This is a genomic window from Paenibacillus sp. Negev47, from assembly GCF_058313655.1.
Genome location: NZ_CM177754.1, coordinates 6,078,116 through 6,091,524, shown reverse-complemented (window position 1 = coordinate 6,091,524; position 13,409 = coordinate 6,078,116). Strand labels below are relative to the sequence as shown.

Here is a 13,409-nt window from a genome sequence, read left to right as displayed (position 1 = left end):
TCTGGCGTATCCTCAAAAGGGACGAGAAGTGTGTCTTTTTGTTTTCAGTAGGGTCAGCTTATCCTTGAATGACTGAATTATGGATTGAGCCTAAGGCTGTTTCGTATCGCTAATGCCGTCCTCGACCACAGAAGGCCCTTGTGGATCAGGCAAGCTGCTATGACCAGAGCGGGCAATCAGACGATCCTGGGCTTTGTACGTATCCCGTGTAATCGTTTTGGATTCGACCACTTTGCCGTCTACACTCTTGGTTCGTACCGTCTCAACAATATATCCAGGCTGTCCGTCTTGCAGTACCTGCTGTGCACCATCAGGCAGTACATTACTGGATACATACTTTACTGGAATACTTAATGTTTCAATGGTGCGAGATTCAAGGGCATAGCTGACGTTTTCCGGGAATGTGCCGAAAAATTTCACCATCAAACTTCGGTTTTTCACTTCGGCATGGATCAGCAAAGACTTGCCTGTATTGTTTTTGAAGCGAAAATTGATGGCTCCCGAGGCAAAGGTGGCATCCAATCCTTTCGGCAAGTATTTGACGGGCAGGGAGTGGTTGCGACGCTCAACAATATCGAGACCCGTCAACAGTGCTGCGTTATACACCGTACTGGATACCTGGCAGATTCCACCCCCAATCCCGGGGGTCAGTCTTCCGTTCATAATGACCGGGGCCTCACGAAACCCATAATCCTTTTCAGCTTGACGGACGACCTTCTCATAATCGAACACGGCATCCGGGGGCAAAATCATACCGTTAATCGCTTCCGCGGCTGCGCTGACATTATGTATGCGGCCTTCACTACTATTGCCAAGACCCGTGGAGAACTGGATGATCTTCCGGTCAATGCCTTCCTGGCGCAGGGAGTTAAGGGTTACTTCGGGTTTCAGCGTATACAGCGGTATCTGGATCAGCAGTGGGGCGGGTTTCTCATCCGGGTTCAGTACGCTGAAATCCCGATGTAGCTCCGTCTGAATGAGACTTGTAAGTGTATCCCAATCAATCCGGCGGACGCCCTTTTCCGGGATATACTGGACTTGATCACTTGCGGTAATGCGGCGAACAGCGTTCGCAGGTGTACCGAAGGTTTCTTTTTCCCAGGCAGGGCTGAGATGTTCTTGCAGTGGTCGTAAGTTGTAGGTCATATCCAGAGAGAACTCTTTCGCAAAATGATATCGTGCATATGCACGTTCCCATATATCACCTTCCTGAAGCTGCTGTATTGCGGACTCAAAGTGGTTAACGTTGTAGCTTACTCCCACCTGAGCTGCGTTGTACGTCATGGCCTTAGGGTCAGGTTCAGTCAATTCAAGGGTGACAGGCCAGTCCTCCAGCTTTTGGATTCGTTCATCGAGTGCATGCAAAACCTCCTTACGGTCCTTCCCTTCTACCGCCCAGCCACCAACATGGACGTCTTTGGGCATGGCAGGCTGATTCACATACATATACAACAATCCATAGGACGCGGAGCCGATCAAGAGGATGGAGAATAGAATAATGACCGTCAGATGTATTTTTTTCATAACCGTACGCTCCTTTATACTTCAGTTGTTCCCGACTTTGTAACACTTTCTATATATATGATCCAATGCAGGAAAACTTTCGGGTACTCAATAGGTAACAAATTTGTTACAATAAACTTCATATGAATCCATGCTTCACCATCAAAACAGGGACGACGTGGATTTTTTCCTGATGAAATTCAGGTCTTTTTAAAGGAAATGCCGGGATTGTGTCGAAATGATAATGGCTAACTATGTGAGCAGGAAGTGATGATGTGATAGAAATGCAGGACGTGTGGAAGACCTACGCCAATGGGACCCACGCATTACAAGGGGTGTCGGTGAAGATCGACCGCAATGAATTTGTCTATATCGTCGGTCCGTCCGGCGCAGGCAAATCGACATTTATGAAATTGATGTACAGAGAAGAAGTTCCGACCAAAGGACAAATATCCATTAACGGATTTAATATTGGTAAGTTGAAGCCAAGAAAGATTCCTTATGTGCGTCGTAACATCGGCGTTGTGTTCCAGGATTTTCGTCTGCTGCCACGGATGACAGCATTTGAGAATGTGGCATTTGCGATGGAAGTTATTGAAGCGCCGAAGCGTCATATCAAAAAACGGGTGATGGAAGTGCTCGACTTGGTGGGACTGCGGAGTAAGGCAAATCGCGAACCTTCACAGCTCTCGGGTGGAGAACAGCAACGTATTGCCATTGCACGGGCTATCGTCAATAACCCATCGGTTATTATCGCGGATGAGCCTACAGGAAACCTCGATCCGGAGACGTCATGGGGCATTATGCAATTGCTGGATGAGATTAATTTCCGGGGGACAACCATTGTTATGGCGACCCACAACAAAGATATCGTAAACACGATGCGTAAACGGGTAATCGCCATTGAACGTGGACAGATTGTACGGGATCAGATGAGAGGGGAATACGGTTATGAATTTTAGCACTCTCTTGCGCCATCTGCGGGAGGGATTCAAAAACGTATTCCGCAACGGCTGGATGTCTGTAGCCTCCATCATGTCCATTATTGTGTCGCTGTTGATTCTTGGCGTGTTCATGTTGCTGGTGCTCAATGTAAATTCCATGGCGAACCAGGTTGATAGCCAGGTGGAGATCAGCACATTCCTCGAACTGAATGTGGACGATAACCTGCGTAACACACTGGAGGAAGAAATCAGCGCGATGCCAGAAGTAAGTGAGATCCGTTTTGTTTCCAAGGAAGAAGGACTCAAGGAGTTCCGTGAACGTCTTGGAGAGAGTGCAGATAACGTGCTTAGCGGTTTCGATGTGGATAACAATCCACTGCCGGAGACCATTGAAGTTGAGGTCATTGAACCGGAAACCGTGACTTTTGTGGCGCAAAAAATCGAAGCCTTGAACGAAAAGCACCCGGAGAAGCCGATCATGAAAGTGAACTACGGCAAGGAAACGGTGGAAGTATTGTTCAAATTTACGAAACTAGTCCGTAATATCGGATTTATTTTTGTCGGGGGACTCGGTCTGATGTCGATGTTCCTGATCTCGAATACGATTCGCGTAACGATTCTGGCCCGTCGCCGGGAGATCGGCATTATGAAGCTGGTTGGCGCAACCAACACCTTTATTCGTTGGCCTTTCTTTATTGAAGGTGCACTCATTGGATTTATTGGCTCGGTCATTACGGTTGGGGTGCTGTTCGTTGGATACAGCCAGTTGATGGCCACGTTTGGTCAGGATGTATTCATGCAGATGCTTAACTTGATTCCGCTCGGCGAAATCTGGCTACTGTTTGGAACATTGTTGATCGGACTCGGTGTGCTGGTAGGTATTTTGGGAAGTACACTGTCCATTCGGAAATCACTCAACGTTTAAACTTGTTTTCAACGATCGAATTGCAGAATATGTCGAAAAGAATGGTAAAGCAGGTTCATTCATGGACGCTGTTTGACGATATGTAGGAAAGACGGAGTCGTTTAAGATTGAAGAAAGCAAAGAACATGCTGTTCACCACCTGTGCAGGTTGCTTTCTTGTGAAATCATAGGATGGGGGATCATCATTTTGAAAAAAACCGCTTCGCTGCTGGCCTTTACGTTATTGGCCGGTATGACGCTTCAACCTTCTGACGGATATGCCAAGAGTAGCATCAGTGATATTGACCAGCAGATTCAGCAACTGGAGAACAAGGCAGCTACTGCCAAGCAGGAGCAGAAAAAAGCCGCTTCCAACAAAAAGGAAGCTCAGCATTATAAGAACAAAACCAATGCTTATCTGAAGGTTGTCATGGAACAGATCAATGTCGTTAGTGATGAACTGGCCAGCGTATCCTTGCAGATCGAGAACACGGAGGAAGATCTCCGTACAACCAAGAAAGACCTTCAAGCGGCAGAAGAACGTATTGTTGCAAGGGAGAAACTTTTGGAGTCACGTGTGCGTCTGATGTATACGGACGGTGCTGTATCGTATCTGGATGTATTGTTGTCCTCCACCAGCTTCACTGACTTTCTGACCCGTGCGGATTCACTCAAAACGATCGTGGATCAGGATCAGCATCTGCTGGATGAACATAAAGCGGACAAGCAACTGGTTGTGGACAAAAAGGCAGAACTGGATGTGCAATATGCAGAAGCCAAGAGTCTGTATGCACAGAAGAAACAGCGCAAGTCCCAATTGAATGAAAAAGAAGCGGAAAAGCAGGTGCTTCTCGCTTCATATGATGCTAAGATTGAAGAATCAGAAGAGCTGACACAAGAGCAGGAAGATGTATTGATGCAGATTGCCAGCAAACGTTCGGCACTTCTTCAAGAGAAAAATAAATTGCGTGAACAACAGGCAGCCGCCGCAGCCAAAGCAAAAGCCGCAGCCGCCGCTCGGGCGAAAGCTGCAGCGAAGACGCCAACCAGAGTCAGCTCGGATAGCAGCAGTGAGGTCACATATTCATCCGGTAACGGTATCTTCTCAAGACCGGTATCTGGAGGACGCATTTCTTCTCCATTCGGTCCCCGTACACATCCAATTACTGGGGTAGTGGGTAAGATGCATAACGGTGTTGATTTCGCTGTTCCAACGGGAAGCTCAGTTTATGCTGCTTCTGGCGGCATCGTAATTATGGCTGAATGGTATAGCGGCTATGGCTATACGGTTATTGTGGACCATGGCGGCGGGTTATGGACGTTATATGGTCACTTGCGCGAAGGTGGATTTAAAGTCAGCAAGGGTGACACCGTGAGCAAGGGTGATACCATTGCTGAGTCAGGAAACACAGGGAACTCTACTGGACCTCACTTGCACTTTGAAGTACGAGACAATGGTACAGCAGTCAATCCAATGAATTATCTGTAAATTCCTTGTCCCCAGACCGAATGGAAAAAACATATTCCGTACAAGCTAGACATATACTAAGCTGGCATGTTTAGGGAATGGATTCCGGCAACAATGGAATCTGACACGCTTCAAAACTAAAGGCGGTGACAAACGGATGATGAAGAAAAGATCGGCGCTACTGCTTGTCATTGTGGGTCTCCTTGGCGGTAGTATGCTAACCCTGGTATTGATGACTTATCCAGGAATAGCGAGCCAGACTACAGCGGGCGAAGGTTTGCTGGCCAGTGTAACCGGCAATACGCAGCAGAAGAACGATATGAAGAAGATTGAAACCGCGATGGATCTGATCTCAAGCAACTATTATAAAGACGTGGATCAGACCAAATTGGTTGACGGTGCGATCAACGGCATGATGGAATCCCTTGGTGATCCATACTCCAACTATATGGGGCAGGAAACGGCTGCCCAGTTTGAAGAGTCGATCGAAGGTTCATTTACCGGTATTGGCGCAGAGGTATCCTCACAGGACGGAAACGTCGTTGTTGTTTCCCCGATCAAAGGATCACCTGCCGAGAAAGCGGGTATTCGTGCGAAAGACATGATTATGTCTATAAACGGAGAATCCCTGCAAGGTTTGGAACTGAACAAGGCTGTTAACAAAATCAGAGGTCCAAAGGGCAGTGAAGCGAAGGTACAAGTCAAACGTGCTGGATCTTCAGAACTGATTGAATTTGTTATTGTACGGGATGACATTGATCTGGAGACCGTATATGCGCACATGGAGGATGGCGGAATTGGCGTTATTGCGATTACCCAATTCTCTCTCAATACAGGTGATCGCTTCAAGGAAGAATTGGCGAAGCTTGAGAAGCAGAACATGAAAGGTCTGGTCATCGATGTACGTAATGACCCAGGCGGTGTACTGCAAGTCGTCATTGATATTGCTGAACAGTTCGTTCCTAAAGGCAAGGTTATTGTGCAAGTTGAAGACAAGAACGGCAAAAAGGAACAAAGTAAATCGAATGGATCAGCCAAAGCATATCCAATCACAGTCCTGATGAACAAAGGTAGCGCGAGTGCGTCGGAAATTTTGGCTGGTGCATTGCAACAGTCAGCAGGCGCTAAGTTGATCGGTGAAAATTCCTTTGGTAAAGGAACCGTACAGACGAGTTATGACAAGCAAATGGGTGACGGCAGCTTGCTGAAAATTACCATTGCCAAGTGGCTCACACCGAACGGGGACTGGATTCATGAAAAAGGAATCAAACCGGATATTGCGGTAGACCAACCGGATTACTTCTCGGTGGCACCGATTAACAAAGAGAAGTTACCACTTAAATATGATAGCAATAGCACGGATGTGAAAAGTGCGCAGACGATGCTGAGAGGACTCGATTTCAAACCGGATCGTGTGGACGGATACTACGACCAGAAGACAGAAGAAGCGGTCAAGGCATTCCAGAAGCAAAAAGGCATTCAGGCTACAGGCCAGATTGATGAGAAAACCGCTGAATCACTCGAAGCGGCTCTGATTGAACGTATTGCCAATCCTCAATATGATGCACAGCTGAAACGCGCGATCGAAAATGTCTCAAAGGATATTTCGTCCGCAGTGTCGAAGCCATAAAGAAGGCTGATTTTCAGCCTTCTTTTTTTCTGAACCGGCTGAAGGAGAGGGGTGACCGACCACAATGGAATGGGTATGGCCGTGGTTAACTACATTAGGGGAAGCTTTGTTGCAGTTGTTTATTCAGCCGTTTTATTATATTGCGGTGATCCTGATTGCGCTGATCTATCATCGTCAGTTACTGCAGGAGCGTAAATTGTTTCATGTCCGTTTGCAAAGCTCGATAACACAGACGATTCGTGCGGTACTCGGAGGCATACTCATCGGTACCATTGTCTCGATCGTGTCCCTATTTCTCGGTGCACATCTTACACTGGGAAGTCTCATATGCATATGGGCTGCAACGCTAGTTCTGTCCTTGTTCCGTATCCGATATCTGTGCTTGGCCTACGCGGCCGGGTTGCTGGGTGTGTTGCAATTTGGTTTGAATCTGGCTTCAGGCTGGCAGCCATCGGGTGGGTTGGGCAGTATCACGGAGACGCTACGTTCTCTGGATATGCCTGCACTGCTTGTCTTGGCGGCTCTTCTACATATGGGTGAAGCCATGCTGGTACGCATGCAGGGGGTATCGATGGCATCACCGCTTCTCTTCGAGGGAAAACGCGGGAAACTGGTTGGCGGATATCAACTGCAACAGTTCTGGGCCATTCCCCTACTGGTTCTTGTTCCAGTCACAGGAGGGGGCGCAGAGCTGGCATGGAATCCGCTTATGAATGCAGGACATAGTTACATGCTGGTTGCGCTGCCGATCATGCTCGGATTTGGTGAGGTAACGCAGAGTATGCTTCCAGGCCAGAAGGTGCAGATCTCGTCAAAACGATTGATGCTCTATGGGACAACCTTGCTCGTGTTCAGTTTGCTTGCAGCATGGTGGTCTCCACTCATGGTGGTTGCAGCGCTGATTGCATTTGTTGGACATGAATTTCTGGTATGGTACAGCGCGTTTGAAGAGCAAAATCGCAGTCCGATATTTGTTCATCCGCAGCACGGGTTGAAAGTATTGGCTGTTATTCCGGAGAGTCCTGCTGCAGATTTGGGGATTGAAGCCGGAGAGACGTTGTACAAGGTGAATGGTAAGTTGGTTCATTCGCCGGAAGAGTTGCATCGTGCACTGCGGATGAACCCGGCTTTTTGCAAACTTGAGGTGCGCAATCACCAAGGAGAAAGCAAGTTCATGCAACGAGCGATCTATGAAGGGGAGCATCACCAGCTTGGGGTCATTATGGCACCGGACAATCACGAGGTCTGGGCGATTCGGTTACGTCCACTGACGCTATTCCATATCATTAATCTCAAGTTGTTTGCCCGCCTGAAAAAACCACAAAGGGACGAAGCTCCATTGGCGTTACCGCCAGCCCCTGTGGCCAGTGATAAAGGGTCCATAGAGATGTAACTAAGCATACGTGATGAAGTATGTTGCATAAATCAAGCAATGAAAAAGGTATTTCCGAGCGCCGTCGCAGGCAAGGGAAATACCTTTTTGTTATTTTTTTAACATAAAAATGGCGATTTGGGTCCGATCACGCAAGCTCAGCTTACCGAGAATATCCGTGACATAGTTTTTGACCGTGCCTTCACTGAGGAACAGTTTGGCTGCAATTTCTTTATTGGATAGTCCTTCCGATATGGCCTCGGCAACCGTCAGCTCCATACGTGTCAGTCCATAGGCTTCGATTGGATGATGTGTCGGTGAAGTTGGAGAAGGACGAAGAAGGCCTGTGAGCTTGCGGGCAATATCCGGATGAATTAACATATCGCCGTTATGTACGGTCTTGATGCCTTGAATGATCCGCTCGGGGGGCACATTTTTGAGTAAATAACCACTTGCGCCATTCTGCAATGCTTGAATAATATACTCATCGTCGTCAAACGTAGTCAGCATTAGCACCTGGATTTCAGGAAAACGTGCCTTGATGCGAAGTGTGCCTTCGACTCCGTCACATTCCGGCATCCGGATATCCATTAAGACCACGTCCGCAGGCGTACCTGCCTCAAGCAATGCCAACGCTTCCTGTCCATTTGAGGCTGTGCCTGTAACGCTAATGCCGGATCCCAGTCCGAGCAGCACTTTAAGGCTCTCGCGAATGAAGTAGTCATCGTCAGCGAGAATCAGCCGAATAAGTGGGGGCTGGGCTGAATCATTCTTTACGTTCACATCATTCTGTTCGGGCATGAGAACGTTCACTTCCTTTTTCAGAGTATATGCATTTGGTTGGTTATTGGAATGCGTGTAATCACCGTATATGGATAAGCCGATTGAATCTCGAGGGCTCCTCCCACCATTTGTGTGCGCAGAAGCATGCTTTCCTGTCCTATGCCATTTCTCTTGGAAGAATGGGCATTAATTTTGCCATCATTACTTACACTCATACACACTTCTTGATCCCCGAATACCAACTCCACAGTGATCGAAGAAGCATTTCCATGTCGCAGTGCATTGGTCAGGGCTTCTTTGGCATTTTTGTACAAAACAATCTGTATGCTGGGATACAGCACATGAGATGGGCCATGAACTTCATAATTTGTCTTCACGCCGGTATCTCTACCTACTTCTTCAAGGAGACGATCCAGTGCGTAGGTAGTGGAGACATAGGAATCCGGTTGCAGTTTGTGCAGGGTGCTGCGCATATCATCCATACTGTTGGCCAATTGATCGCGAATCTGTCTCACCATTTCCGTTCCTTGTTCCCTATTTCGAGGGAGGGTCAGCAGGGCGGCTTCTGACATCATTTTGGTGCGAATCAGTCGATGTCCGATATCGTCATGAAGTTGTCTTGAGATACGGGTTCGTTCCTCTGCCTGAGCCGCTCCTTCAAGTTGCTTTGTAAATAGTAGGAGTTGCGCACGCGCTTCCTGTAGCTCGTAATGTTTGCTGCGAAGCTCGTCGTAGACTTGTTCCAGTTGTCCGCGGCTGCTCGCCGTTCTTGATCCCTGCCAGGACAGAGCCGCTATGATGAGCAAAAGCAGGTTGCCAAGAACCATCGCTGTTGTCTCTGCGGAGAATTGAGTATCGGCGTTTGTATATAGTGTGGTTAACCCTGGCTGCAATGCCTGTGGGTTAGAATAATGCCAATGCAATGCCACATTGCTTGCCACAAGCTGACTTCCAAACATCAACCACCGCGGGCTCCCCTCCAGTCTGTACATATACACGTAGAGCATGGATAGAGAGAGGAATACCATAAATGGTCCATACGAAGCAATCAGCCAGCAGTTCCAGAGTATTTGGGCCAGAAACAGCAACCACTGCTGTGTACTTGAACGGGTAAAATCTTTCCACACGGAGAGTCCAAGCGCGATGATGACATACAGGGTGTAGACGGCTTCATTTTCCAAGGGGAGCATCAACAGGTACAGCACTGCTGGAACGATAATTAATCCGTATTGCAGGAACCGCATCGGCATATGTAAGTGACATCCTTTATATAAAAAGTGGAATAGAATCTCTCGGTAATGCGCCCTTGATTATACCATAAGCAGCATTCGAATCAGCAGATGACTTAAGTCACCTTCGATTCATGACTTTTCGTACCTTCGCCATAGATGGCGATCCGTTACAATAAAATTATGAAATCCAGCGGCGGAAGTCGAACCGGAAAAGGGGCGTAAAAGAGATGGGCATACTTGAAGTGGATCATGTCGTGAAACGATACGGCAGCAGGCTGTCAGTGGATCATTTGAATCTTAGTGTTGGCAAAGGCGAGATTTTTGGATTGCTCGGTCCCAATGGAGCAGGGAAAAGTACCACCATCAGCATGATTGCAGGGCTCCTGAATATGGATCAGGGTGAAATCAGATTAGATGGTATATCGGTCAAGGAGCGACCGCTCGAAGTGAAGCGCAAGATTGGACTCGTTCCGCAGGATCTGGCGTTATACGAAACCATGTCTGCTGCGGAGAATGTGACCTTTTTTGCCAGACTGTATGGACTGCGTGGAAAATTGCTTAAGGAAAGAGTGCAGGAGTCCCTTGAATTTGTAGGGTTACAGGATAAAGCAAAGGATACCCCCTCAACCTTCTCTGGCGGTATGAAACGCAGGTTAAACATCGCATGTGCGATTACACATCGCCCGGATCTAATTATTATGGATGAACCGACAGTCGGCATTGATCCGCAATCTCGGAATCATATCCTTGAATCGGTACGCACACTCAACAAGATGGGTTCAACGATCATATATACAAGTCATTACATGGAGGAAGTGGCTGCGATTAGTCACCGGGTCGCGATTATGGATCAGGGACGAATCATTGCCTGTGGCACTGAAGCAGAGCTGAGAGAACGGGTAGCATCGGAGGAAAAAGTAGTGCTCTCCACTTCCGGTATCGGTCCCGACGTCGTGGAAGAACTGAAACTTCACCCTCGTGTGCGAATGGTAGACGTTTCAGAGAATACACTGATCATTACGCTGCCTTCGGCACAGCAGGATCTACAGGATCTGCTCTTCATTTGCAGCAAACATGAAATATCCATTCAGTCACTCAAGGTTGAAGAGCCTGATCTGGAAACATTGTTCCTCAATCTGACCGGGCGTACGCTTCGGGACTAGGGGGAGCAAGAGATGAATATATGGCATATTTGCATCTTTGAGTTAAGACGTATTCTTAAGATTCGATCTGTGGTGTTGAACTTGTTCATTCTGCCGTTGTTACTGATTTTTATATTGGGTACGGCCCTTTCCAGTACGATGGGGACGGCGGAAGATGTCATTCCGGATTCAGTACGTGTAGGGATAATCCATATGAATTCGGAATCAGGTGGAGGATCAGATACGGTTAGTCAAGCGTTGGATACATTTGTGAATGCTCCATCGGTAGCTGAGAGGGTCAAGGTACAGAACATTACGACAGAAGAAGAGGCTGTCCATTTGCTGCGCACTGGCAAGCTCGACTTTGCCGTAATGATCCCTTCAGATTTTGAACAGAACGTGATGATGGGAAAAGAGGCTCGGTTGCAATGGATACGTGGAAAGGACAGCACGCTCAATACCTTGGGCGAAACCTTGTTCACACGTTTTACGGATGAATGGAATCGACAGATGGCGATTACCAAAGTGCTAGGTCCGGAAGTAACTGCTGCCATGACCTCTGGCTTGGATTCTAATGGAGCGAACTCGACTGCCATTACTGTCATTAATCCCGGAAAAACAGGGACGTCCTACAGCGCCTCCCAATACTATGCAGCATCCATGCTGGCGATGTTCATGTTGTACTCGGGAATGACAACAAGTACCAGCCTTTTTGGAGAGCGTGATAACCGAACGCTGATCCGCCTTCAGGCTGCGCCGATAGGTAACGGAGTGATCTTTGCCGGGAAAGTTGCCGGCAATAGTCTGCTCGCTTTTTTACAGGCAACGACGATCATCCTTATGACATATTGGTTCTACGGTGTAGATTGGGGAACGTATCCTGGGTATATTGTGCTAACTTGTGTTCTCATCACTTTGGCATCTATGACCCTCGGCATTATTGTATCCCTGGTATGCAAAAGCACGGCATCGGCCAGTGCAACTTTACAAGGCATCATTATTGTCATGACATTCATCAGTGGTGGGTTCAGGCCCATTCCGGTTGATTTGGTGCAACGTCTTAGCGAATTTACGGTTAACCACTGGGCGCTACAAAGTTTTCTGAGAATGATGCTGGATGCACCTGTAGGAGAGATAATATATAACATACTGATGCTAGGCGTGGTATGCGCTGTTTTACTGGCCATCTCAGGATTGATCTATAGAAAGGCAGGATATCGATATGAATAGTCTGCACATAGCCTGGTTGATGATCAGACGTACACTTGGCCGTAAAATGGGCTTCATTACGTTTCTAATTCTGCCTTGCCTGGTGGTTACAGGTGCGGTAGCTCTTTTTGGAAGTGAGCAGAGTACACGCACGGTCATTCCCTACGTCAATGAGGATACAGGGGTGGCAGGGGCATGGATGATTCATGAACTTGCTGGCAAAGAGGAATATTTGCTCAAGCCAATGAACAACGAAGCCGAAGTGAAGGAAGCTATCGCTCAGCAAAAAGGAAGTTCTGGCATCATCATTCCGGCACATTATACAGAGGATCTGTTACAAGGTAAGGCAACCGAAATTCAACTGGTGGAACTGCGTATAAGTGAAGGTTCTTATACACTGCGAGCAGCAGTTGAAGGTTTGACGAGCGGCCTGCAACAATCTGCTTCAGCTGTTACGGTGGCGGCAGGTCGAGTCTCAAGTGAGATGGACGTACTGGAGAGCACACAGAAGCCGTTTAAACGGTTATTACAGGAGATAGGAAAGCAACAGGTTGCTGGTGAAGTCACCGATCTGCGGATCTATCCCAAGCCAGGCCTGAACAATGTGACTGGATTTACAATTATGTTTATGATGGGTCTGCTGACCAGTGCAGTAGCTGTGATTATGGAAGATCGCAGGAAACGGACGATGGCTAGAGTGTACACGGCACCCGTACACGCATATGAGATTGCGCTTGGTAATTTCCTGGGGAGCTTTGTCATTGGTATGATTCAGATTGTGATGGTTTTGGGAGTCAGCAGATGGCTGCTGCATTATGATGCCGGCATTCCTTTTGGAATTCATTTCATGATATTGGCGGCATTCATGCTGGTCTCCATGGGAATCGCAAGTACGGTTGCAGGATTGATCCGGAATTCCAAAAATGCGAATATGTTAAATTCACTTATCATTATGCCAACATGTATGATAGGTGGTTGTTTTTGGCCGATCAGTTTCATGCCGGACTATATGCAGAAGCTCGCTAACGTTGTTCCGCAGAAATGGGCCATTCAGGCGGTGGAAACGATCTCCGCTGGCGGTACGTTATCGGATATTACAATGCCGCTATTGATTTTGTTTGGTATGGCTGTCATTTTGCTGACCATAGGCTCTGCGATTCTGCGTCCAAGTCAGCCAGGGGTAGATGGATAAATGGAATAACGAATATATGAGTTCCAATTT

At 47.6% G+C, this 13,409-nt stretch carries 11 protein-coding genes; 8 read left to right on the top strand and 3 right to left on the bottom strand.

The annotated features are described in order from the left end of the window. Positions 1–90 precede the first annotated feature (90 nt). Positions 91–1,524: a VanW family protein gene (locus AC4G47_RS27445; RefSeq protein ID WP_491103684.1), complete on the bottom strand. Its 1,434-nt coding sequence runs from the start codon at positions 1,522–1,524 to the stop codon at positions 91–93. 254 nt (positions 1,525–1,778) lie between these two features. Between AC4G47_RS27445 and ftsE the strand changes: the two genes are divergently transcribed. The 5 genes from ftsE to AC4G47_RS27420 all read left to right on the top strand — a co-directional run bounded on the left by ftsE (position 1,779) and on the right by AC4G47_RS27420 (position 7,842). Further along, the gene (ftsE, locus tag AC4G47_RS27440; protein WP_024631580.1) at positions 1,779–2,465 is read left to right on the top strand and encodes a cell division ATP-binding protein FtsE; all 687 of its coding nucleotides are present in this window, start codon (positions 1,779–1,781) and stop codon (positions 2,463–2,465) included. Then, entirely contained in the window at positions 2,455–3,372 is a 918-nt protein-coding gene (gene ftsX / locus AC4G47_RS27435) for a permease-like cell division protein FtsX (protein ID WP_458124281.1), read from the top strand. Before ftsE ends, ftsX begins: the two co-directional genes overlap by 11 nt. A gap of 187 nt (positions 3,373–3,559) precedes the next feature. Beyond that, positions 3,560–4,840 (top strand): murein hydrolase activator EnvC family protein, encoded by a 1,281-nt coding sequence (locus tag AC4G47_RS27430; RefSeq protein ID WP_458124280.1) that lies wholly within the window; start codon positions 3,560–3,562, stop codon positions 4,838–4,840. A gap of 136 nt (positions 4,841–4,976) precedes the next feature. Beyond that, positions 4,977–6,449: a S41 family peptidase gene (locus AC4G47_RS27425; RefSeq protein WP_491103683.1), complete on the top strand. Its 1,473-nt coding sequence runs from the start codon at positions 4,977–4,979 to the stop codon at positions 6,447–6,449. A gap of 64 nt (positions 6,450–6,513) precedes the next feature. Further along, complete coding sequence (locus AC4G47_RS27420) at positions 6,514–7,842, top strand: PDZ domain-containing protein (protein WP_491103682.1); 1,329 nt, start codon at positions 6,514–6,516, stop codon at positions 7,840–7,842. A 90-nt stretch (positions 7,843–7,932) separates the two neighbouring features. On the opposite strand, the gene AC4G47_RS27415 is transcribed toward AC4G47_RS27420, so the two are convergent. Both AC4G47_RS27415 and AC4G47_RS27410 read right to left on the bottom strand, forming a co-directional pair. Next, on the bottom strand, positions 7,933–8,622 hold the full coding sequence (locus AC4G47_RS27415) for a response regulator transcription factor (RefSeq protein ID WP_491103680.1): 690 nt from the start codon (positions 8,620–8,622) through the stop codon (positions 7,933–7,935). Positions 8,623–8,642: 20 nt separating this feature from the next. Then, positions 8,643–9,854 carry a sensor histidine kinase gene (locus AC4G47_RS27410; protein ID WP_491103679.1) on the bottom strand — a complete coding sequence of 404 codons (1,212 nt, stop codon included), beginning with the start codon at positions 9,852–9,854 and terminating at the stop codon, positions 8,643–8,645. A 209-nt stretch (positions 9,855–10,063) separates the two neighbouring features. Here AC4G47_RS27410 and AC4G47_RS27405 point away from each other — a divergent pair, with 209 nt between their 5' ends. The 3 genes from AC4G47_RS27405 to AC4G47_RS27395 are packed head-to-tail and all read left to right on the top strand — an operon-like array spanning position 10,064 to position 13,379. After that, a complete protein-coding gene (locus AC4G47_RS27405) occupies positions 10,064–10,999 on the top strand; it encodes an ABC transporter ATP-binding protein (RefSeq protein ID WP_491103677.1) in 936 nt (311 codons plus the stop codon). A 12-nt stretch (positions 11,000–11,011) separates the two neighbouring features. Beyond that, on the top strand, positions 11,012–12,208 hold the full coding sequence (locus AC4G47_RS27400) for an ABC transporter permease (RefSeq protein ID WP_491103675.1): 1,197 nt from the start codon (positions 11,012–11,014) through the stop codon (positions 12,206–12,208). Beyond that, complete coding sequence (locus tag AC4G47_RS27395) at positions 12,201–13,379, top strand: ABC transporter permease (protein WP_491103674.1); 1,179 nt, start codon at positions 12,201–12,203, stop codon at positions 13,377–13,379. The genes AC4G47_RS27400 and AC4G47_RS27395 overlap by 8 nt, the downstream gene beginning before the upstream one ends. Positions 13,380–13,409 lie beyond the last annotated feature (30 nt).